We start from the raw sequence: 21,141 nt of genomic DNA on the forward strand, positions 1-21,141 counted from the left end.
AGTGAATCCAGCTGTCCGCGGCGGAGTCAGGCCTCTGCCGCGGGCGGGGCCGTCGTTGGTGAGACCGGGCTGGTCTTGGGCTGCTGGGTGAGCAATGCCGCCAGTGCGGTGCGGGAGGAGACACCGAGTTTCTGGTAGATCCGGCCGAGGTGCGTCTCGACGGTGCGGCCGCTGAGCACCAGCCGTTCGGCGATCGCCCGGTTGCGGTTGCCCTGCGCGACCAGGGCGGCGATCTCGCTCTCCCGCCGGGTCAGGCCCAGCGGCGAGTGCTTCGCGGTGCGCGGCCCTGCCACGGTGACCCGGCGGCCGAGCTTGCGTTGCTGCCGGGTGACCAGCTCGATGTGCCGAGTGGCCCCGCACTCGGCGAAGCCGGCTGCGGCACTGTCCAGTTCGGACAGTGCTCGCCCGCGCTCGCCCAGTGCCGCGTAGGCCAGTGCGGCCGCCGTTCGGGCTCGGGCGGCCAGGAGCGGCAGGCCGGCGGTGGTGAAGGCGCGCACCGCGAACTCGGCGCGGGGCAGGGCGGAGCCGGGCCGTTGCGCGCACTGGTGGGCGTGCGCACTGGCCAGCGCGGCGAACGCGCCACTCCACGGCAGCGCGTCCTCGGCCAGTTCTGCCGCCCGCTCCGCCCATTCGCCGGCCTCGGCCGGTTGTCCCTCGGCCGCGGCGAGCTCGGCCAGCTCCGCGTACAGCCGCAGGCGACCCCGGTACAGCATCCGGGACAGCTCCGGCCCGCCCGCCTGGTCGATCGCCTCGGCCAGGTCACCGTCAAGACCGGCCTGCCTGCGCGACAACGCCCAGCTGAGGGCCATGAAGCCGCTGTGCGGGCTCCGGGCGCTGCCGGGCACGGCGCGCACTTCGCGGTGCACTCGCTCGATGACGTCCAGATCGAGGCAGTCGAAGGCCACCGCGGCCTGGCTGGCCAGTGCGGAGACCAGCAGTGGGCCGGCCCCGGTCAGCCGGGCCCCGTCCACGGCTTCCTCCGCCATGTCCACCGCCGTGGCCAGCTGCCCACGGGCCGCCTCGGCGGCGGCGAGCACGGCGAGCAGCTCGGTGCTGAAGTGGACGTGGCCGAACTCCTCGGCTTGCCGCAGCACCTGCCGCAGCCGGGGCAGGCCGCTGTCGAGCCTGAGGTGGCCGATCACCTCCACGAACGGAACGAGGTTGGCCACCCCGAAGGAGGCGTTGTGCTGCGTCGAGGTGATCCGGTCGAACAGCTCGGTGGCCTCGTCCAGCAGGCGCACCGACTCCGCCGCCCTGCCCAGTTCGGGGTAGCACCAGGCCAACATGGCCAGACCCGCGCAGCGCACCGGGCAGTCCGGCCCGGTGGGGCGGTGCCGGAGCACCTCGCCGGCCGCGGCCGCGGCGGCCTCGAAGCGAGCTTCGACGAACTCCAGGTTGGCAATGCGCAGCCAGATGCCCGCGGCGGCCAGCTCGTCCCGGTCGGACAGGCGGCGCAGCTCGACCTGGAGAACGGCCTTGGTTTCGGCGGGCCAGACGAGAAAGCGGCTCGCGGTCGCGTGCAGCGCCGTCACCCGCAGCCGGAGCTCAGCCTGATCTGTCGGCAACGTCTGGAGCAGACGGGTGGTCACCTCCCTGGTCTCGGCGCCGTTTCCGGTCAGCACCAGCGCGTGGGCCAGCTCAACCCGCAGTTCCTGACCGAGCCGGTCGTGCGGCTCCGCGTGCAGCTCCAGTGCGGCCCGCAGCCAGCTCGCCGCGGTGGCCGGCGCGTGCACCAGCGCGTCCAGGGCCGCCGCGCGCAGCAGCCGCAGCGCCTCGGCGTCGCCGACCACCGCCGAGCGGGCGACGTGCGGTGCGATCACGCTGATCGGCGCGCCGCGGTCGCTCAGTGCCCGGCCGACCCTGCCGTGCGCGGCGGCCCGCCACAGCGGGGTAGCCGAGTGGTAGACCGCGTTGCGCAGCAAGGGATGCCGGAAGGTGACCCGCTGGCCGGCGCCTGCCGCGCGGAGCAGATCGGTGGCGAACAGCTCCTCGGCCGCGGCGAGCGCCACCGCGGCAGGCAGGTCCGCGGCGACCGCGACCAGCCCCGGCTCCACCTGGTCGCCGAGCACGGCGGCGGCCTGGGCGACCAGGCGCGCCGCCGGGGACAGCCGGGTGAACTCCGCGAGCAAGGCCCCGGTCAGGTCGCCCGCGGTCTGGCTCTGGCCGCCGCGCGCCATGAGCTGCAGGTACAGCGGGTTGCCGCCCGCCGCGCGGTGCCTGGCCCGCCGCTGGTGCAGGTGCGGCGTGTCGGCCATCAGGTGCTGCGCGGCCGCGAAGTCCAACGGCTGGAGCTCGATCCGCCGGGCCGCGACGGGCACGGGTTCGTGCAGCACGGCGGCCACCTTGTCGGGTAGCTGGCGGTGCCGGTGCGCCAGCAGCAGCACCAACGGCCCGGCGGGTGGACGGCGGAGCAGGTGGGCCAGCAGTTCCGCGGAGGCCTCATCCGCCCAGTGCAGGTCATCAAGTGCCAGCACGGTTCCGCACGGACCGGAGGTCGTCTCCAGCGCGGCGGTCACCGCGCGGTACAAAGCCCGCCGCCCGCCAGGCGGCGGTTCCGCCGACCTCCAGTCCGCCAGGGCCGGGAACAGGGTCGCCAGCGCGCGCAGGTGTCTGACACCCAGCGCGGTGACTTCCTCCTCGGACAGCTCGGCCAGCCGGTCTTCCAGCGCGTCCAGGAACATGCCGAAGGGCTGGTCCTGCTCGAACTCCCCGGCACGGCCGGACAACACGGTGAAGCCGCGGGCCGCCGCCCGGGACACGGTCTCGAAGAGCAGCCTGGACTTGCCGATACCGGGGTCGCCGACGACCTCCACCGAGGTGACTCCGGGCGCGGACGCCTCCAGCAGCGCGTCGAGAGCGGTCAACTCCGGCTGACGGCCGACGAACGGATGCACTGCCTCACCCACCCCCTGCGACCAGACGATACTCAGGGCACGGTCGTCGCGGGGTGTTCGTACTCGACGACTGGGCGACGTCGCTGTTCTGGGGCTCGCTGAGCCTGGTGCTGACCTTCGTCGTGTGCACCTTGTGCACCTCCTCCTTGGATTCGTCCCAGCGACGAAGTAGCCGGTGAAAATCGGGTGGCACCGTGTCGGTCAGGTGGTGTCGCGGAACAACCAGTTTGCCTGCTCGGTGCGAGGGCAACCTGGCGGCATGGCGAGCCGATTGATCACGACAGCGGTCGACTGCCGCGACCCCGAACGGCTGGGCTCGCCGTCCCGGAAAGGCAACGAGACCTGCGTCCGCCGGAAGGATGTCGATGGGTGAGCACACACCGCAGGCGGTCACCGGCAAGGTCACGCCGCTGCGCGCAAATGACGCCTCGAAAAAGGACACCCCGCTGGGCAGTCGGCTGGTCCTCGCGTCAACCTTCCTGACCGGTGCGGCCGCAGTGGCGGTGGTGGCGCACCGCACCGGGCGGGTACCCGAGCGCATCCCGCCGGGTGACCTGGTGCTGCTGGGTGTCGCCACCCACAAGGCGTCCCGGATCATCAGCAAGGAGAAGGTGACCGGTTTCCTGCGGGCGCCGTTCACCACCTGCGAGGAGGCCGAGAACAATGCGGAGGTCTCGGAGAAGCCGCGCGGCCGCGGCCTGCGCAAGGCCATCGGCGAACTGCTGACCTGCCCGTTCTGCATCGGTATGTGGGTCGCGGGCGGTGCGGTCGCCACCTACCTGTTCGCGCCGAGGGCGGCGCGGCTGGGGTCCTCGGTGCTGGCCGTGCTCAGTGTGTCGGACTACCTCCAGTACGCGTGGACCGCGGCGGACCAGGCCACCGAGGACTGAACCGGCTCAGAACTCGGCGGAGGCGATGACCTCGTCCTCGCCGTCCAGTACCTGGAACCCGCCCGCGGCCGCCCGCAGCAGCGAGGAGTTGAGGTTGCAGCGCAGCTCCGCGGCCCCGGTGCCCAGGAACTCCCCCGCCGGGACGCGGTTGCCCTCGCGGTCGGTGACGACCACGCGGTACACCCCGCCCTCGGCGAGGCCGCGGGCGGTCAGCTTGATCTCCACACCCCAGGTGTGCGGCACCAGGTTCGCGGTGGCCACCACGGCCGGATCCGCCGTGCGCACCGCCACCGGCTCCAGCGGACCGGGCGAGGGGGCAGCCGGGCGGACCCACCAGCCCAGCCCGCCGCCGACGAGCAACGCGGCCGCGGCGACCAGCAGGGTGACCCGGCGTGGACGGCGCCGCGCCACTGGGCGCGCTGGCCGTTCAGGAAAACGTCCTGAAGAAGATGCTCGAGGCCGCCATTGTGACCGGGCTGGGCTCGATCGCCGCCGAGGTCGCTGGCCCGCTGAGCGGCGGGTGGCCTCGCCGGGCGAGTTCTCGCTGTCCGGACCTCGGGTCAGCCGCCTTCGGCGGCCTGGGCTCCCACCGGGACGGACGCGGCTGGGTAGCGAGTCACCGCGAACAGCAGGTTGTCCACCTCCTCGCACGTGGCCGCCAGGGCCGCTTCGAGGTCTTCCGAGCGCGCGAGCAGCATTCCCGCCTCGCACAGCGCGCTGAACAGCAGCCGATAGCGGATGCCGAGCTCGTCGGCTGGAATCCAGCCGTCGGCGACCGCCGCCTGCAGGCGTTCCCTGAGCAGTTTCAGGGTGTGCTGGTCCTCGATCTCCCGGACGGTGTCCCAGCCGAGCACAGAGGGACCGTCGAGCAGGATGATCTGCCGGACGTTCTGGTCCAGGCAATGCTCCAGGAACGTGCGGCAGCCACGCCGCAGGGCCGACCAGCTGTCGCTCGCGTCCGCTCGGGCGCGGACCAGGGCCGCCGCGAGTTCGATCTCCTGGTGGACGAACACCGCGCGGAACAAGCCGATCTTGCCGCCGAAGTGGTGGTACGCGGCGCCTTTGGTCACGCTGGCCGCAGCGGCGGCGACGGCGTCGATCGAGGTTGTCGCGTAGCCGTCGCGCCCGAACAACCGCTGCCCGGCCTCAATCAGCGCGGACATCGTCTCGTTCGAGCGTTCGACCTGGGTTCGCCTGGCCTCGCAGTATGTAAGTTGCCAAGGGGGGCTGTCCATTGAGCGAGCAAACAGAGCGTGGCGTGAGCGCGGCCAAGCTGATGACCGTCGCGGTCGCCAGTGCGTTCCTGATCGGCTTCGACGCCATGGTGGGCGTGCCGCTGATTCCGGAAATCGCCCAATCCACCGGGGCCGAGGCCCGGCTCGGTGGCCTCCTCGTGACGATGTACGCCCTGCTGTTCGCCCTGGGGGCGCCTTTCCTCGGGGCGATGTCCGACCGGATCGGCCGGCGGGCGGTCCTGGTGATCGGTCTCGCCGTGTTCGTCGCAGGCAACGTGCTCACCGGTGCTGGGACCAGCTTCATGTTCCTGCTGATCGTCCACGCCATCTCCGGACTCGGCGCGGCGATGATCATGCCGAGCGTGTACGCGATGATCTCCGACACCTACCCGTTCGAGAAGCGCGGCAAGGCCATCGGTGTGGTGGTCGCGGGTCTGCTCAGCGCCTCGGTGCTGGGCGCTCCCCTCGGCTCGTACCTGGCGCACCTCACCGACTGGCGGTCCACCTTCTACCTGATCGCCGGCGTGTCGGCGGTGACGCTGGTGATCGCGCTGGTGCTGCTGCCGGCGATGACCTCGCCCAACAAGGAGCAGCGGATCAAGACCGGTGTCCTCGGCGCGTACCTCGGCCTGGTCAAGACGGCGATGAAGACGCCCGCGCTGCGCTTCCTGCTGGTCGCGTCGCTGCTGTGGAGCGCCGCGCTCTACGGCATGTTCTCCAACATCGGCGTGTTCTACTCGGAGACCTTCGGCTTCAACCAGGCGCAGACCGGCCTGACGATCATGGGCTCCGGCGCGGGCAGCATGGCGGGCGCCCTGCTCGGCGGCCGGATCGCGGACCGGTTCGGCAAGGGCAAGGTGATGGTGATCGCCGCGCTCGTCGCCGCCGCGGGTGTCATCTCGGTGCCGCTGATCGGCAAGCACGTCGTGCCGGTGATCATCGTGTTCGTCATCTGGGGCACCGCGGTCGGCGTTGGCCAGCCCTGCCTGACGGCGCTGGTCAGCGAACTTCGGCCGGAGACCCGTGGTACCGCGCTCGCCTTGAACAGCTCGGCGCAGTACGGCGGCATGATGATCGCCACCGCGCTGGCCGCGGTGCTGCTCGAACAGGGCGTCGGCTGGCCGGTGATCGGCCTGATCTGTGGCATCTGCGCGCTGCTGGTGCTGCCGATGCTCAGGGGCGTGTCCGTGGCCAAGGGCAGTGCCGCCGTCGAGGTTCCGGTGGCGACTGGGGGGAAGTGATCACAGCGCCGCACCGCTACTTCCGCACGCCGGTCGCGCTGAACTCCTGCACGCCGACGCTTCCGTCTTGGTTGCTGTTGCGCACGTAGAGCCGGATCTTGGCGGTGGCGACGTCGGCAGGCGGCCGGTAGACGACCGGTGCCGTCGTGCTGATCGCCTGGTAGGGCATGATGTCGAGCCAGGCGTTCTGGCCGGCGCTCCACCGCTGCACCTTCCAGTGGGTGGTCATCCAAGTGCAGCAGTTGTCCTGCTGGATGGTGAAGGCGAAGCGCTCGTAGTCGGCGCCGAGGTCGAACTGCACCCAGGACTCGTTCGCTTGGGAGCCGGCCTCGCCGGTCTCGGTGACGCCGTCCCACAGCTTGCCGAGGCCGCTGTCCCAGGCACTGCGCTGCGACAGGGTGGAGTGGTCGGCCAGGTTCTCCCTGGACGCCTTCCACCGCAGTGCGGTGTACTTCGGTTCCAGGCCCGCCTGGTTCATGATGGTCCGCGCCTCGGCCGGCCACGCACCATCTGTCACCACGTGCGGTCGCCCGTCGCCGTCGTAGATGGCCCCGCTGAGCCAGTTGTCGGCGAAGTCGGTGTAGTTGTGCGAGGCGTACACCGACAGGGGTTTGCGGTAACGCGGGGAGAAGTCGAACCGCCCGCCCCGCCCGACGTTGTAGTCCCAGCGAGTCTGGTGACTCTGGTTGTCGCTGTAGTAGTTCGCGGTCGACGTCGCGTGGTGCACATGGTTGTGGCTGACCACGCTGCCCGGCCACGACCCGAACGAGTAGACGGCCCCCGAGTCGTGCACCCCCCAGGACACCTTGGACGTGGCGTTGTACACCTCGTTGTGGCTGAACGTCGTCTTGCCGATCCCGTCCACCCCGTCGAGGAGGCTCAACTCCTCCGCCTTGCGCTGGTGGAAGCCCATGAACGCGGTGTCGTAGACGAGGTTGTGGGTGACCGCCACGTTGTAGGTGTTCATCAGGCTGATCCCGGTTGCCGGGAAGAAGTCGTCACCGGTGTCGGTCACGACGTTGTTGCTGATCGTCACGTTCCTGGTGCGCCGGGCGCCGTCGACGTGCACATCCATCCACCGGCCTGCGATCACCCCGGCGGCGGTCAGGTTGTGGAAGAGGTTGCCGGCCACGGTGACGTCCTCGGCTCCGGTCAGCAGCTGCAGTCCCCCGCTGCCCATCTTGCGCACGGTGTTGTTGGTGAAGGTGATGCCCCGGGTGTTGGTCACCTTGATCTGACCGGGCACCTCGCCGCCGTAGCCGTCGTGGTTCGGATCCTTGAAGGGGTCGTCCGCGTACTGCGCCTCCGCTTGCGTGCCGCCGATGAACCGGTCGCGAGGCAGCAGCCAGTTTCCGTGCTCGAACGTGATGCCGTCGAACGCGATCGCACTCGCCTTCGCGGACGGGCTGGACCCGGCCACGTTCACCAGCGTCTCCACTACCGGCACGTAAGCCCCGGCGCGGTTGACGTCCTCTCCCGCCCGCGGGTAGTAGTACACCTTGTTCGTCGCCCGGTTCAGGTACCACTCGCCGGGGGAATCCAGCTCCTCGAACGCGTTGAGCACGTAGAACGTGTCGTCGTAGTCCAGCGAGAAGCCGTCGTCGCGGTTCAGCCGCGCCTGGAAGTGCGGCTGCGCCAGACGCACCCGCTTGTCGGCGCCGCTCGTGCTGATGTCCACGACCGGGAAGTAGTCGATCTTGAAGCCGATCGCGATGTGCAGCAGCCGAATGTCGCGGACGTTGGTGTACGCCGGAACGCTGGCCGCCGGGAACCGCACGCCGTCGTAGGAGCGGGTCGGCCGCTCCGGGTTGGCCGGCGGGTTGGGGATCGATGCCTCATCGAAAAAGCCGTTACCCACGATGCCCTTGCCCATCGCCAGCTGCGCCCGCTGGCCGCCGACGTAGAGCTGCCGGAAGTAGTCGGCGAAGCCCGCCGACTCCGGCACGTCGGCCACGAAGTAGGGCCGGTCGGTCACCCGGTTCCAGCCCGTGACGGCCTTACCACCGTCAATGATGGGCGTCTCACCCGGAAACGCCCGGTAGACGACCTTGAACCCGTTGGCACCCGAGTCCGCCTCGGCCAGGTTGAAGGTGGCCGTCCGGGTATGCCGGCCCCCGCGCAGACAGACGCCGAGGTCGGCCCGCATGTCCTTGTTGAGCCCGCGCTGCCGGATGTGGTCCCGCGCCCGTTCCAAGGTGGCCCAGGGGCGATCCGGTGAGGTTCCGGCGTTGCCGTCGCTGCCCGACGCGGAGACGTAGAAGGTGCAGGGCGGTGCCGCGTGCGCCGGCCCGGCGGACACCAAGCCCGCGGCCAGCACGACTCCGGCGACGGTCGCCACGGCCGCTCGCCTACTTGTGTTCATACCGTTCCACTCCTTGCTCGGTGGTTGCGGAAGGGTGGTGATGCGGGCAGCCGGTCATGGGGCGCATACGTACTCCCCCAGCGCGGCGGGATAGGCCGGCCCGGGTGCGAGGCCGATCCCGTGGTCGCGGGGCGCCAAGATCGAGCCGTCCGGTTCGATGCCCGGTTCCTTGCGTACGGGGTTGGCGGTCACGAGGGACTCGTAGTAAGTGGTGTTGGGGATCGCCATGCAGAGATGCCGGGCCGACAGAGTGTTGCCGTGCACCTCGGCGCGCAGCCGGTAGGCGTCCGCCAGATGGGCGATCCGCATCGCACCGGTCATTCCGCCGCGCAGGGCCGCACTCGTCCGGACGTAGGTCGCGCAACCGGCAGCAAGGAAGTCGGCCGTGCTCAGATGCGCGCCGGGGATCGTCTCGGCCACGTTGAGCGGCACACCGACCCGCTCGGCGAGCCACCGATACGCCGTGATGCTGTACTCCCGGATCGGTTCCTCGTACCAGAGGTAGCCACACTCGGTCAGGGCGTGGCCGACGTGCACAGCGTCCGCGAGGTCGAACGCCGCGGAGCCGTCGTACATCAACGGGACGTCCGGGCCGACGTGCGCCCGCAGCGCCTGGATCAGCCGGGTATCGCGATCGCGGTCGCCCCAGGCGTGCAGCTTGATGGCCGGATAGCCGAGCGCCAAACACTGGTCGGCGACGTCGAGGTACTCCTCGATCGAATCGAAGGTCACGGTCGACGCGTACGCGGGGATGCGCGTGCGGTAGCCGCCGAGCAGTTGCCAGCACGGGGCGCCGTGCACCCGCCCGGCCAGGTCCCACAGCGCTGTGTCGACGACGCCGAGCAGGTGAATGGGCAGATACTCGGTGCGGTCGACGTTCCAGAGGCGCTCCCACAGCCACTCGCGCTGCAACGGGTCGGCGCCGACCAGTTCCGGGCGCAGCACGCGGTCGACGAGCTCCCGCAGCACGACGGCGGAGCCTGGCTTGTGCGCGGTCGCCACACCGGTCGCACCCGTGTCGGTGCCGATGCGGATGATGCCGACCTGTCCGCCGGACCCGCCGCGCAACCCGTCACGCCACCGGTAGGGCGGCTCCGGAGCGGCGACGTCGGCAGAGAAGGTTTCCACGTGGGTGATGCGCACGGTGACTCCGGTCCGGGCGGGGCGGGGGGCGGCATCCGCGGTCAATAAACCTGGTACATCTTGCGTCCGGCGCCCAACATATCAGTCACTGATTGAAATGAGTAGGATCTATTCGGGCGATCGCGACGCCTTGTGGAACCGAGGTCAGCAGGCACTTGCGGGCAGGCGCTGGATCGCAGCGAACCATTAACCTGCTTCATTTGACGCAGACGGAGCAAGTCTCGGGAGAGTCGAGAACGACAGCTATCCGCCCGTCGGTCGTGCCCCGTGCTTGCGGTCAGTACGACTGGAAGACTCGCCGGCTGATCTCCGCCTGGTAACTCAGGCGGGTGCGCTCGACGTGCGCCAGGGCCGCGATGCCTGCCTGTTCGGCGTCTCCGCGTCGGACGGCCTTGAGGATCTGACGGTGTTCCGCCAAAGCGGTGGCCACCGGACCACCGCTGAATCCGCCGAACACCTCCGCCACCACCCGCCGTTGCAGACCCTGGACGGTCGTGATCGAGTCGAGCAAGAACACATTGTGAGCAGCCCTGGCGACGGCACAGTGGAAGGACTCGTCGGCGGCCGCCATCATCCTCGGATCCGCGGCGTCCAGTGACCGGGCATACGCGTCGAGGGCCTCGTCGATGGCAACCAACTCGCCCGGCGTAGCCCGCTTCGCGGCCAGGCCGGCCGCAGCCTGTTCCTGCACCCCTCGAAACTCGAACATACCCATGATGTGGGCGATGTCAGTCGGCACGAACCCGGCCACCGGCGACACCGGCGCGTCCGCCGGATCGGCGACGAAGATGCCCCGCCCGCGCTGAGTGCTGATCCGGCCGGTGGCCGCGAGGGTCTTCAGCGCGTCCCGGGTGATCGTGCGGCTGACACCGAGGATCTCGGCGAACCGCGCCTCGGTGGGCAACCGGTCACCAGGCACGAAGCCCTGCTCGGTGATGAACTGCAGGATCCGCTCTGCCGCCCGGGAGTAACCCGGCCGGTAGGTGGCATCCCCATCCGCCTCCGGCACGAACGTCTCGACCTTGCCGTGACCCGTTGCACCCACCGGATGAGTATGGCTCATCCCACGGCCCGCCCTCCATCGCGCCACAGCGTCGGCGCCGTGCCGCAGCACGCCCGCAGGCGATGCCGACGCCCGGCACGACGTCGCCGCACACCCGCGCGGTCGATTCAGAATTGTGAAACGGTTCTCCGCTCGTACTACTGGGGGTTGAACGACCGGCAATGGTGCGAGTGGAAAGTCAATAACATCCGGGCCATGACAAGACGAAGTTTATTCCGCAGATCCGTGGCCGGTGTGGCCGGTTTAGTGCTGTCCCTGCCGTTGCTGGTGACGCCCGCCGCGGCCAGCACCTCGGCACAATCGATCACCAGCGCTGCGTATCCGATCAACGAAACCGCGGCCAAATCGCTGACCCCGACCTTCTCCGTGCAGGTCGAGGCGGTCGGCAGCCAGCGCCCGTCGGTCGAGTTCGAGGTCTACAACGCCGAGCAGACCACACGGCTGGCGAACGGCACCGGCACTTTCGACGCGACCGGCCGGGCCAATTGGACGGTGCCGAATGGAGTATTCGCCGACACGAACGAATACGCCTGGCGCAGCAGAGCCGTCACCGGCGGCCAGGAGGGAGAGTGGTCGGAACTCCACCCCATCGCGATCGATGCCACCGACGGCGTGGACCTGCCCGCCGGCCCACCAAAACCCGGCGCGGTCGACGGGCTCGTGGTGACCCCCGCCGCCGGCGGCGCCTACCTGACCTGGCAGGCCGCGGACGGCGGCCCCGGCGCGGCCGTGACGCACTACGTGGTGCGGGCCGAGCAGACCGGCAGCGGCAGTTCGCCCGGGGCCGAGGTGACGGTGCCCGCCGGCCAGGACCACGCCGTGATCACCGGTTTGTCCAGCCAGTTCGAGTACCGGTACAGCGTCACCGCGCACAACGACTGGTTCCCCGGCCCGGAAGCAGTGTCCGGCGCCGTGCGCCCGGCTGCCACGCCGTTGCCCGCGGCCCAGTTCACCGCCATGGCCACGGACTACGTCAAGGCCCGCGGCCTGCTCGCCAGCGGTGGCGCGACCAGCCCGGCGCAGGCGGTCGAGGCGAGCCCGCACCGCGAGGTCATCCGAGCGGCGGTGCAGGCCGACGGTCCGGCGGACCTGAAGCAGCGCGAGCACCTGGTGAAGCAGAACCTGTTCGTCGGCTCGCACACCACGAACCTGTCCGAGATCGCGGTCATCCCCGGCCAGGGCGGCACAGTCACCGTGCACGCCGACGTCTACGAGAAGCTCGACCAAGAGGCGGTGGTCAGCGTCGCGGAGAAGGTCCAGGTGCCGGAGGAGCGCATCCGCCGCTTCACCTTCACCTTCACCGTCTCCGGCACCATTTGGACGCTGACCTCGGCCAAGACCCCGCCGGACGGGGAGGGGCAGCCCGATCCCGATCCGGTGGTGGAGACTCCGGACGTGAAACCGGTCGCCATGGACAAGAACGGTTTTGTCGAAGGCCCGCAGCTCATGTCCACCACCGCCGCGGTCAACCACGGCAGGATCGCCGCCTATGGCCGGGTGTGGGCACTCAAGGACAACCCGCACTACAAGATCAAGGGCAATGACTGCACGAACTTCATCTCCCAGGCCCTGCGGCACGGATATTTCCCGATGAAGCGCGGTTTCTACCGCAATGACGGCGTCTGGTGGTACACCGGCGCGCGCCCGATCTACGGATCGTTCACCTGGTACGCCGCGCACAACAGCTTCAACCACATGTGGAAGAAGAAGCGCGCGGACTTCCGCTCCTATTTCAACCAGGCGGTGCCGGGCGACATCCTCTACTTCGATTTTCAGGGGGACGGCCACCTCGACCACGCCGCCGTGGTCACCAATGTCAAGGGCAACCACATCTGGTACTCCCAGCACAGCCCCAAAATGAAGTACCGCCACCTGCAGGACGTCCTGCCCCGTAGCCCCAACCTCAAGCTCTACATCGCGCACCCCAAGGGCTGAGCCGCCGCACGGATGTGCCAGCGGTGCGGGCCGTCCCGGTCGACGGGGCGGCCCGCACCGGCGGAAGCCAGGTCGTCCTCGGCGGTTGCCCGCAGATGTGGTGGGTATTCCGCCGACCAGCCGAGCTCATCGGAGGAGATCCCGTGCGTGCGATGGTTTACCGCAGTCCGTACAAGGTGCGGGTCGAGGAGGCATCGTGTTCGCCGCCGTCAAAGCACTGTGGCGGCGGCGCCGCTGACCGTGCGGGTGGACCGGCAAGTCACGGTCCGGCGTAGCGTGCCGTTGCCCGGGTTTGACGTGGCGGAAAGGCGACTGGGGACGATGACCGGCTCTGCTCGAACGCCGGCACCGCGGGATCGGTTGCGGCCGCGGCGGTCGATGGCCGTCTGTGCCCTGATCGGCGCCGCGGTGATGGCCGCGATCGACGAGATCGTCTTCCACCAGATCCTTGCCTGGCACCACTTCTACGACCGCTCGACCCCGATGGTCGGGTTGCTGTCGGACGGCTTGCTGCACACCGCCGAGCTGCTCGGGCTGGTCGCCGGCTTCGTGCTCTTCGCGGACCTGCGGCGCCGCCACGCTCTGGCCGCGCCGCACGCCTGGGCCGGGTTGTTCCTCGGCCTCGGCGCCTTCCAGCTCTTCGACGGCATCGTCGACCACAAGCTGCTGCGGATCCACCAGATCCGTTACGGTGTCGACGTTCTGCCCTATGACCTGGCCTGGAACGGCGCCGGACTGCTCCTGCTGGCCGTTGGTCTCGTGCTGGCGATCCGGGCATCCCGCCGTGCGCCACATCGAGACGCGGCGTCATGACCCCAGCTCACCACCATGCGCCCGTGCACTGGCCCGGACTGGTCGAACTGGTCATCGCCACGGTCGCGGCGCTGGCCGTCATCACCTACTTGGTGGCCGCCGCCCGGCTCCGGCGTCGCGGGGATGCCTGGCCGTGGGCACGGGATGTCTCGTTCACGACCGGAGGTGCCGTGCTGGCGGTGGCGGTGTTGTTCCCGTTGCCGGGCGGGCCGTTCACCGCCCACATGACCCAGCACCTGCTCATGGCCATGGTCGCCTCGTTGCTGATGGTCCTGGCCCGTCCGCTGACTCTGGCCCTGCGGGCCTTGCCTGCTCGACGCTTGCGGCGTGCCCTGCTGAGGCTGGCGCGGTCCCGGCCCGTCACGTGGCTGGTGTTCCCACCCTTGGCGGCGCTGCTGGACATCGGCGGTCTCTGGCTGCTCTACCGCACCCCGTTGCTGGCCGCCACCCATCAGCAGCCGCTGGCACACGCCGCAGTCCACGCCCACGTCGTGCTGGCCGGGTTGCTGTTCACCTTCGCCATCTGCCAGCTCGACCCGGTACGCCACCGTCGCAGCCTGGCCTGGCGCGGCCTCACTCTGCTCATCGCCGGAGCGGGCCACGCCGTGCTGGCCAAAACCCTTTACGCCACACCGCCGCCCGGCACCACCTACGCCGTGGCCGACCTCGCCACCGGCGCGCAGCTGATGTACTACGGCGGCGACGTGGTCCACGTCTGCCTCGCCGCGGTGCTCGCCCACCAGTGGTACTCCGGCACGCACCGGATCCCGGTCAGTGGAGGGATTCGGCGAAGAGTTCCTGGTTGATCGTGGTGGCCGCGACGAACCCCATTGCCGCGGCGGACACGACAAAGGTCATCCCGGATGGGCTCGACTCCCGGCGAGCCATGTCGCCCACCGCGTAGAGCCCCGGCACACTGGTTTGCCCGGCGTCGTCCACGCGGACACTGCCATCGTCCAGCAGCACGCACCCCAACTGCTCAGGCAACGGGCTGGCCTGGCGCGTACTGGCGTGCAGGAACATCGCCGCACACCGCAACGGCGGGCCGTCGTGGAAGACGACCTGTTCGACACCGCCGTCGCCGCCCTCCACCCGGCACACCGCGTCCGTCCGCACCCGCACTCCGCGCCGACGTAGCACGCCCTCGTCGCCTAGGTCTTCGATCCCGTTGGCGCACAAGGTGATCTCCGAGCTCCACTGGGTCAGCTGCGCGGCGAACATCGCGTCGTCACCGCTGCCGGTGGCCAGCACCGCCAACGGCTGATCCCGCACCTCCCAGGCGTGGCAGTACGGACACCCCAGCACGCCCCGGCCCCATCGCTCGGCCACACCCGCGACCTCCGGCAGGTCTTCCCGCACGCCGGTCGCCAGCACGATCCGGCGAGCGCCCACGGTCCGGCCGTCATCGAAGCCGACCGAGAAGTCCGCCTGCTGACCCGTGACGTCCCGAACGTGCCCATCGCACGTGACGACGTCCGGATACTCCGCCAACTGCGCCATACCAAGCGACCGCAGCTGATCGGGTGCCATTCCGTCGCAGCCCAGCATGCCGTGCACGCCCGCGGCGGAGGAGTTGCGGCCGGCGCCACCGTCGACCAGCAACGCCCTGCGCCGGGATCGGCCCAGCACCATCGCGGTGCTCAACCCGCCGGGTCCGGCTCCGATGACCACGACGTCGTACTGGTCCCCCGCCATGTAGCTCACCTTCCTCAAGCGTGTGCGTGGCAAAAGCGGCGGAGTGCCGCGGCCATGCCGACGCGCCCGCGGCAGCCGAGTACCCCGTTGGATCCGCTCAAATCACGAAACGGTCCGTGGTCCGCCTGGACGCCCGGGACCGGGTGGTTCACCGGGACACCGCTGGGTACCTACTCCGCCAGGAGGCAGTATGGGCGTCTTGCTGGAGTTCCTGCGCAACCCTCGGCGCACGGGAGCGGTCATGGCCAGCTCGCAGGCGGTGGTCACCAGCCTGCTGCGCGGGCTGCCACTGTCCCGGGCCCGGGTGGTGCTCGAGCTCGGCGCGGGTGACGGGGCGGTGACCGAGGCACTGGTGCGCGACCTGCCGCCGCGCGCCCAGCTGCTCGCGGTGGAGGTCAACGCCGCCTTGGCCAGCCGGCTGCGCCGCCGGTTCACCGACCCCCGGGTGGAGGTGGTGCGGGGGTCGGCGGTCGACCTCGAGGCGATGCTTGCCGTCCGGGGGCTGCGCCACGCGGACTGCGTCGTCAGCGGCCTGCCGTGGACCGCGATGACGGCCGAGGACCGGGCACGGGTGGTCACCGCCGCGGCCAGGGCGCTCGGCCCGGGCGGCCGGTTCCGCACCCTGCTGTGCTGGCACGTGCGGCGCTCCGCCGCGGGCCGGGACACCCTGGAGCTGCTGCGGTCCTGCTTCGCCACCGTCCGGCAGGTCGAGTTGGTGTGGACGAACCTGCCCCCGCTGCTCGTGCTCGACTGCCAGGTCGGCGCGCGGGTCACCGCCGAACCGGACCGGCGCCGAGCGGTCACCTGACGGGTCCATGCCGCCGGGCTACCCGGCCGGTCTGGGCCTTACCGAGGAGGCGATGTCAAGGCTGCTTCGCGACGGCCGCGACGGCGGCGACGATCGCGGTCAGCGCACCGGCGATCGTGGTCAACCCGATGGCGACGCCAGTGGTCTTGTGGAACCCGATGTTGGCCACGGCTACGGAACCGGGCCAGGTGGGTTGGTCCTGGTCAGTCCGGAGACCGCGGGCGATCGGGCGATCACCTGCTGCGCGACGTCGGAGAGGAACTCGTTGTTGTCACGGGCGTACCTCCTCATCAAGGAGAACGCGTCCGCGATGCCGATCTGCAGGCGTTCGGTCAGGATCCCCTTGGCCTGTTCGATCACGATCCGGCTGTTGAGCGCGGTCTGCAGCTGTTCGGCGACCATCTCGCTGTGCCGCAGCGCCCGCACCTGCAGGATGCTGATCGTCGCCACATTGGCCAATGACTGCGCCAGCGCGATCGTCTCGGCCGGGACGGCGCCAGGGGAGGTCCGGAACAGGTTCAGCGCGCCGAGGACCTGCTCGCGCAGCCGCATCGGCACCGCGTGCACCGCGGCGAAGCCCTGTTCCCGCGCGGCGACGGTGAACCGGGGCCAGCGCTGCGGCTCCGCGCTCAGATCCGGGCAGCCCACGGCCGCTCCGGTGCGGAAGCAGTCCAGGCAGGGCCCCTCCTCGTCCTGCAACTGGAACAGCTCCAGCATCCGGGCCTGCTCGGTGGAGGCCGCCATCAGGTTCAGCGCACCCCGCTGGTCCACCAGCAGGATCCCGACCGCGTCCACTTCCAGCAGCTCGACGCAGCGCTCGGTCAGGGTGTGCAGGAAGTCGATGGTGTCGAACCCCAGCACAAGGGTGTCCGCCAACTCGACGAAGGTCTGCGCGACCCGCCGGTCCAACACGTGACTCACCTCTGCTTCTCATTGGTCTCCGGGGTGAATCTCAGTCTCCGCGCAACCACGTCGGCCGCCACCTCCGACAGCCGCCGGCCCGAGAGGTAGGCGTGCGCCCGCAACCGCAGGAGCGCCTGGCCAAGATCGGTGTCCAGCTGCACCGACATCATGCCGGTGGCCTGGTGCACCACCGCCCAGCGGCCTTCCGGCTCGGTGTGCGGCAACTCGCCCGCCTCCGCCGCCGGAGTCGCGGACCGGCTGAGCAACAGCGCGGTCGCGGTGTCCGCGCACAGCAGCGCGTCGGCGAGCTCGTCCCGCGTGAGCGGGCCGTCGACGTCCCGGCAAATCTCCAGCGCGCCCAGCGCGATCGCCCCCAGTGTCAAGGGGACCACGAACACCGCCGCCACGCCGCAGGCCAGCGCGGCCGGGGCGAAGGCGGGCCAGCGTTTCGCACTCCAGGCGCTGGCCAGCTGCGGCACGAACACCGGCCGGTTCTGCCGCACGGCCTCCGAGACGGGGCCCTCGCCCAAGGTGACCTGCAACTCGGCCATCTCGTCTCCCACCGGTCCGACAACCTCGAGCGGTTGCACGGTGCCGACCAGGTAGACCGCCACACCTACCGCGGTCAACCGGTCCCGGCAGGCGAGACAGACGTGGCTGACGTTGATGGGTTCGCGGTCGGAACTGGCGATCTCATCGATCATCACCAGGATGTCGCGGCGCCGGTCCGGGCCCACGTCGGTCACCTCTCGCCACCTGAGATCCTGGCAGGACCACGTTAGTCCTCCCCCGCACGGGCACGCACGTCACCCACTCGCTGACCATCACCACGGGTGACCGGCGCTATGCTCAGCGCACTCATCTCACCGCCCCAGACCCCGGCGGCGCCACGACCGTAGGAACGGAAGTGCGGCCATGCCCGGGGACTGCTCCACCCTGTCGTTCCCTGAGTTGCTCACCCGAATCCAGGACCGCGAGTGGGCGGCCATGGTGGAACTGCACGACCAGCTCAGCGAGGCGGTGTTCCAAGCCTGCTACGCCATCACCGACGACGAACTGGCCGCCGAGCTGATCACCATTGGCGTGTTCGTCCAGGTCTGGGACCGCCCCGACGCGCTGTCCGGGCCCACCGCCCCGGCGAACCCGGGCGTGCTCAGCCGCGCCATGGTGCACCAGGCCCGCCGCCGGGCCGTGCTCTGGCGTGCCGACGGGCAGCCGGAGGACTTCGGCCAGGCACAGTGAAGCCGCCCGTGGCGTACGGGCGGCTTCGCTCCTGACCGGGTGGGACCTGGCTATCGCGGAGCCGGACTACCCGGTGCAGTTCGGGACCGCCGGAGCGCTGCCGACGCAGTTGTTCGGCGAGTTGGCGCTGATCGGCGAGTTCGTGGTGGTCATGGTGCCGCCCACCCGGTAGACGCCGCCCGCGGTCAGCAGCGCCCGGTTACCGGAGATCGCGGTCTGGGTCATGGTGGTCGCGGTCGAGTTGACCGCGGCGACGCCGCCGCCTTCTGATCCGGTGTTGCCGTTGACGGGCATCGGGCTGCCGGAGACGCCGGTGGTGGTCAGCGTGCCGCGCAGACCGTTGTAGATGCCGCCGCCCCGCAGCACCGAGGTGTTGCCGGAGACCGGGCTTCTGGTGAACGTCGCGGCGGGTGCGGTGCCATCCGGGGTGTCGGCGTTGGCCAGGCCGCCACCGTTGAGGGTGGCCAGGTTGCCGCTCAGGCTGCTCTTGGTGAAGGTCACCGCGCCCCGGTTGAGGATGCCGCCGCCGTCGCCGACGACGCTGCCGTTGGTGATCGCGACCGAGGTGGTGAGGGTGAGGTTGCCGGTGGCGCTGACCTCGGCGATGCGGAAGAGCAGCAACGAGGACCGCGTGATGGTCGCCGGACCGAGCATCTCGATCCGAGTGGTGATGACCGGCAGCCCATTGGACAGGCCACCGTGGGGCGAGGTCAGGCCATAGGTGCAGCCACCGGCCAGCGCGAGGGTGTCCGCGGCAGCGGTGGAGTTGGCCAGGTTGACCGCCGCGACCAGGGCGCTCTCACTGCAGGCCACCGGGATGGTGACGGCGTGCGCGGCCGGCGCGACTATGGTCATGCCGCCGACCACGACGGTGGCGCCGAGCAAGGCCTTGACGGCTGTGCGGATCTTTCGCATAACGCCTTCTGTTCCAACACATAACTGTGCATGAAAAGGACCCCGGCTCGCAGAATCCGCGGCACCGGGGTCCAGGGTTGCAAAACTCAAGCTACGCCCTTATCCGGTGCGAGTAAACCGCCGTACGCCGAATGGCCGCATGTCCTCAATCCGGGGCACGGCGGGCGGATTCTCCGATTATTCGGAAATGTGACGGTCAACACCTCGCCGCCGGCCGCCGCGGTGTTCCCGGACCGGGTGCCGCTGGTCAGCGTGTGGCCAGCGCTGTTTCGTCACAAGAATTGTCGCGGCCAGAACAATCGAATCGCCCGAATGACGCGACCAGCCGGCGTCGGCACATCCACACTGGCGGACATCGCGCGCGGGCGCGCTGGTGCGCGTCGCCGGAAAAGCGAGTATGCTCACCGCAAGTGCCCCGGACCCCGGCATGAATTCTGCCGACCGAGGGGTTGTCCCGATGGCACAAGTTGATTCACTCCGCCCGCACAGATCCGTCGCCCTCGGGCCCGAGTCAAAACCAATGATCATTCCGGGGCGGACGCTCGGTGAGCAGATCCTGGTCAAGGTCTTCGTGCTGCTGCCGTTCGCGGCGCTGATCGCGGCGGTGCCCATCGCTTGGGGCTGGGGGCTGGGCTGGACCGACCTCGCCCTGGCCGCGGGCGTGTACGTGGTGTCCTGCCTCGGGGTGACCGTGGGCTACCACCGGCTGTTCACCCACCGCGCGTTCAAGGCCAACCGCGGGCTGCGGATCGCGCTGGCGGTGGCCGGTGGACTGGCCGCGCAGGGACAGGTGATCGTCTGGGTCGCCGACCACCGGCGGCACCACGCCTTCTCCGACAAGGAGGGCGACCCGCACTCGCCATGGCTGTTCGGCACCGGGCCGGTGGCCCTGGCCAAGGGGTTCTGGCACGCCCACATGGGCTGGCTGTTCGAGCGGGTCAGCACCAACACCGAGCGGTTCGCCCCCGACCTGCTCGCCGACCGGGACCTGCGGGTGATCGACCGGTTGTTCCCGCTGTGGGTCGCGCTGGGCATCGCGGTGCCGACCGCGCTGGGCGGGCTGATCAGCTGGTCCTGGGCGGGCGCGCTGACCGCGTTCTTCTGGGCCGGGCTGGTGCGGATCTCCTTCCTGCACCACGTGACCTGGTCGGTCAACTCGATCTGTCACCTGATCGGCGACCGGCCCTTCCGCTCCAGGGACAAGGCCGCGAACTTCTGGCCGCTGGCCATCCTGTCCATGGGCGAGTCCTGGCACAACTCCCACCACGCCGACCCCACCTGCGCCCGCCACGGCGTGCTGCGCGGTCAGCTGGACGTCTCCGCCAGGGTGATCTGGCTGCTGGAGAAGGTGGGCTGGGTCACCGAGGTCCGCTGGAGCAACCCGGCCCGGCTCGCCCGGCTCACCGCGCCGGACAAGCGCACCACGGTCGCGACCGGGCAGCCTCGGCCATGACCACCATCCAGCGGCCGCTGCCTACGGCCGGCCCACCCCAGGCAATCACCCCCGCGCCGGATCTCCTTGCCCCAGAACAGATCCTCGACGTCACCGTGTGTTCGGTCCCGCCAGGACCGCTGGTGCTCTCGGTGCGCGGTGAGATCGACCTGCACACCAGCCCACTACTGCGGGACCGGCTGCTCGCCCAGCTCCCCAGCGCCGCCAGGCTGCTGGTCATCGACCTCACCGAGGTGGGCTTCCTCGGCGCGACCGGTCTCACCGTGCTGCTGGCCGTCCGGGCCCGCGCCCAGGCGGCGGGCATCCACCTGCGGGTGGTGGCCGGCACCGCCCTGCTCCGCCGGGTGCTCAGTGCCACCGGCCTGCTGACCGTGCTGGACGCCCGGCCGGATCTCGCGCACGCGTTGTGCCTCGCGGGCGGGTCCCCGCACTTCTCCTGAACGGAGCGCCACCACATGCCCGGCCTCCGGCTGCTCATACCCCCGTGGTCCCCGGGCAGCCCGCCGCGGTAAAGCCGCTCCGCCCGATCCCACCGCGTGTCATGCGCCG

Annotated in this window: 19 protein-coding genes; 9 read left to right on the forward strand and 10 right to left on the reverse strand. The window is 70.1% G+C overall.

From position 1 onward, the window contains the following. Positions 1-26: 26 nt before the first annotated feature. Positions 27-2,894, reverse strand: a complete 2,868-nt coding sequence (locus tag ACWDY5_RS36970; protein ID WP_449726780.1) for an AAA family ATPase — start codon at positions 2,892-2,894, stop codon at positions 27-29. A gap of 365 nt (positions 2,895-3,259) precedes the next feature. On the opposite strand from ACWDY5_RS36970, the gene ACWDY5_RS36975 reads away from it, so the two are divergent. After that, the gene (locus ACWDY5_RS36975) at positions 3,260-3,784 is read left to right on the forward strand and encodes a DUF1360 domain-containing protein (RefSeq protein WP_449726781.1); all 525 of its coding nucleotides are present in this window, start codon (positions 3,260-3,262) and stop codon (positions 3,782-3,784) included. Positions 3,785-3,790: 6 nt separating this feature from the next. Here the strand turns inward: ACWDY5_RS36975 and ACWDY5_RS36980 are convergent, their stop codons facing one another. Together ACWDY5_RS36980 and ACWDY5_RS36985 are read right to left on the reverse strand one after the other, a co-directional pair. Then, positions 3,791-4,195 (reverse strand): hypothetical protein, encoded by a 405-nt coding sequence (locus ACWDY5_RS36980; RefSeq protein ID WP_449726782.1) that lies wholly within the window; start codon positions 4,193-4,195, stop codon positions 3,791-3,793. A gap of 149 nt (positions 4,196-4,344) precedes the next feature. Beyond that, positions 4,345-4,947 (reverse strand): TetR/AcrR family transcriptional regulator, encoded by a 603-nt coding sequence (locus tag ACWDY5_RS36985; RefSeq protein ID WP_449726783.1) that lies wholly within the window; start codon positions 4,945-4,947, stop codon positions 4,345-4,347. Between the two features lie 95 nt (positions 4,948-5,042). Between ACWDY5_RS36985 and ACWDY5_RS36990 the strand changes: the two genes are divergently transcribed. Then, positions 5,043-6,260, forward strand: a complete 1,218-nt coding sequence (locus tag ACWDY5_RS36990) for an MFS transporter (RefSeq protein ID WP_449726784.1) — start codon at positions 5,043-5,045, stop codon at positions 6,258-6,260. Between the two features lie 16 nt (positions 6,261-6,276). Here the strand turns inward: ACWDY5_RS36990 and ACWDY5_RS36995 are convergent, their stop codons facing one another. From ACWDY5_RS36995 to ACWDY5_RS37005, 3 genes are all read right to left on the reverse strand, one after another. Then, positions 6,277-8,598: a right-handed parallel beta-helix repeat-containing protein gene (locus tag ACWDY5_RS36995; RefSeq protein ID WP_449726785.1), complete on the reverse strand. Its 2,322-nt coding sequence runs from the start codon at positions 8,596-8,598 to the stop codon at positions 6,277-6,279. 78 nt (positions 8,599-8,676) lie between these two features. Further along, positions 8,677-9,765, reverse strand: coding sequence for an enolase C-terminal domain-like protein (locus ACWDY5_RS37000; protein WP_449726786.1), 1,089 nt, complete (start codon positions 9,763-9,765; stop codon positions 8,677-8,679). A 277-nt stretch (positions 9,766-10,042) separates the two neighbouring features. Further along, the gene (locus ACWDY5_RS37005; protein ID WP_449726787.1) at positions 10,043-10,810 is read right to left on the reverse strand and encodes a FadR/GntR family transcriptional regulator; all 768 of its coding nucleotides are present in this window, start codon (positions 10,808-10,810) and stop codon (positions 10,043-10,045) included. A 213-nt stretch (positions 10,811-11,023) separates the two neighbouring features. On the opposite strand from ACWDY5_RS37005, the gene ACWDY5_RS37010 reads away from it, so the two are divergent. From ACWDY5_RS37010 to ACWDY5_RS37020, 3 genes are all read left to right on the forward strand, one after another. After that, positions 11,024-12,763, forward strand: coding sequence for an amidase domain-containing protein (locus tag ACWDY5_RS37010; protein ID WP_449726788.1), 1,740 nt, complete (start codon positions 11,024-11,026; stop codon positions 12,761-12,763). Between the two features lie 378 nt (positions 12,764-13,141). Beyond that, positions 13,142-13,576 carry a DUF2243 domain-containing protein gene (locus tag ACWDY5_RS37015; RefSeq protein ID WP_449726789.1) on the forward strand — a complete coding sequence of 145 codons (435 nt, stop codon included), beginning with the start codon at positions 13,142-13,144 and terminating at the stop codon, positions 13,574-13,576. 23 nt (positions 13,577-13,599) lie between these two features. Next, positions 13,600-14,382: a cytochrome c oxidase assembly protein gene (locus tag ACWDY5_RS37020; protein WP_449726790.1), complete on the forward strand. Its 783-nt coding sequence runs from the start codon at positions 13,600-13,602 to the stop codon at positions 14,380-14,382. Here the strand turns inward: ACWDY5_RS37020 and ACWDY5_RS37025 are convergent. Continuing rightward, positions 14,348-15,271: an NAD(P)/FAD-dependent oxidoreductase gene (locus tag ACWDY5_RS37025; RefSeq protein ID WP_449726791.1), complete on the reverse strand. Its 924-nt coding sequence runs from the start codon at positions 15,269-15,271 to the stop codon at positions 14,348-14,350. The two genes, ACWDY5_RS37020 and ACWDY5_RS37025, sit on opposite strands and share 35 nt — an antisense overlap. 190 nt (positions 15,272-15,461) lie before the next feature. Between ACWDY5_RS37025 and ACWDY5_RS37030 the strand changes: the two genes are divergently transcribed. After that, entirely contained in the window at positions 15,462-16,079 is a 618-nt protein-coding gene (locus ACWDY5_RS37030) for a class I SAM-dependent methyltransferase (protein ID WP_449726792.1), read from the forward strand. Between the two features lie 171 nt (positions 16,080-16,250). Here the strand turns inward: ACWDY5_RS37030 and ACWDY5_RS37035 are convergent, their stop codons facing one another. Both ACWDY5_RS37035 and ACWDY5_RS37040 read right to left on the reverse strand, forming a co-directional pair. Next, positions 16,251-17,000 carry an ANTAR domain-containing protein gene (locus ACWDY5_RS37035; RefSeq protein ID WP_449726793.1) on the reverse strand — a complete coding sequence of 250 codons (750 nt, stop codon included), beginning with the start codon at positions 16,998-17,000 and terminating at the stop codon, positions 16,251-16,253. Continuing rightward, a complete protein-coding gene (locus tag ACWDY5_RS37040; protein WP_449726794.1) occupies positions 16,997-17,728 on the reverse strand; it encodes a GAF and ANTAR domain-containing protein in 732 nt (243 codons plus the stop codon). The genes ACWDY5_RS37035 and ACWDY5_RS37040 overlap by 4 nt, the downstream gene beginning before the upstream one ends. A 205-nt stretch (positions 17,729-17,933) precedes the next feature. On the opposite strand from ACWDY5_RS37040, the gene ACWDY5_RS37045 reads away from it, so the two are divergent. Next, positions 17,934-18,224 carry a hypothetical protein gene (locus ACWDY5_RS37045; protein WP_449726795.1) on the forward strand — a complete coding sequence of 97 codons (291 nt, stop codon included), beginning with the start codon at positions 17,934-17,936 and terminating at the stop codon, positions 18,222-18,224. A 66-nt stretch (positions 18,225-18,290) separates the two neighbouring features. Here ACWDY5_RS37045 and ACWDY5_RS37050 read toward each other — a convergent pair whose 3' ends face one another. Continuing rightward, on the reverse strand, positions 18,291-19,139 hold the full coding sequence (locus ACWDY5_RS37050) for a hypothetical protein (RefSeq protein ID WP_449726796.1): 849 nt from the start codon (positions 19,137-19,139) through the stop codon (positions 18,291-18,293). A gap of 520 nt (positions 19,140-19,659) precedes the next feature. On the opposite strand from ACWDY5_RS37050, the gene ACWDY5_RS37055 reads away from it, so the two are divergent. Both ACWDY5_RS37055 and ACWDY5_RS37060 read left to right on the forward strand, forming a co-directional pair. Beyond that, complete coding sequence (locus ACWDY5_RS37055; protein WP_449726797.1) at positions 19,660-20,592, forward strand: acyl-CoA desaturase; 933 nt, start codon at positions 19,660-19,662, stop codon at positions 20,590-20,592. After that, positions 20,589-21,032 (forward strand): STAS domain-containing protein, encoded by a 444-nt coding sequence (locus ACWDY5_RS37060; RefSeq protein ID WP_449726798.1) that lies wholly within the window; start codon positions 20,589-20,591, stop codon positions 21,030-21,032. The genes ACWDY5_RS37055 and ACWDY5_RS37060 overlap by 4 nt, the downstream gene beginning before the upstream one ends. Positions 21,033-21,141 lie beyond the last annotated feature (109 nt).

It is taken from the genome of Crossiella sp. NPDC003009 (assembly GCF_053591555.1).

What these genes read in the sequence shown, in the direction of transcription:
- ACWDY5_RS37055 (WP_449726797.1), top strand. Translation starts at nt 19,660, where the DNA reads ATGATCATTCCGGGGCGGACGCTCGGTGAGCAGATCCTGGTCAAGGTC.
- ACWDY5_RS37015 (WP_449726789.1), top strand. Translation starts at nt 13,142, where the DNA reads ATGGCCGTCTGTGCCCTGATCGGCGCCGCGGTGATGGCCGCGATCGAC.
- ACWDY5_RS36975 (WP_449726781.1), top strand. Translation starts at nt 3,260, where the DNA reads ATGGGTGAGCACACACCGCAGGCGGTCACCGGCAAGGTCACGCCGCTG.
- ACWDY5_RS37010 (WP_449726788.1), top strand. Translation starts at nt 11,024, where the DNA reads ATGACAAGACGAAGTTTATTCCGCAGATCCGTGGCCGGTGTGGCCGGT.
- ACWDY5_RS36985 (WP_449726783.1), bottom strand. Translation starts at nt 4,947, where the DNA reads ATGTCCGCGCTGATTGAGGCCGGGCAGCGGTTGTTCGGGCGCGACGGC.
- ACWDY5_RS37050 (WP_449726796.1), bottom strand. Translation starts at nt 19,139, where the DNA reads ATGCGAAAGATCCGCACAGCCGTCAAGGCCTTGCTCGGCGCCACCGTC.
- ACWDY5_RS37025 (WP_449726791.1), bottom strand. Translation starts at nt 15,271, where the DNA reads ATGGCGGGGGACCAGTACGACGTCGTGGTCATCGGAGCCGGACCCGGC.
- ACWDY5_RS37030 (WP_449726792.1), top strand. Translation starts at nt 15,462, where the DNA reads ATGGGCGTCTTGCTGGAGTTCCTGCGCAACCCTCGGCGCACGGGAGCG.
- ACWDY5_RS37060 (WP_449726798.1), top strand. Translation starts at nt 20,589, where the DNA reads ATGACCACCATCCAGCGGCCGCTGCCTACGGCCGGCCCACCCCAGGCA.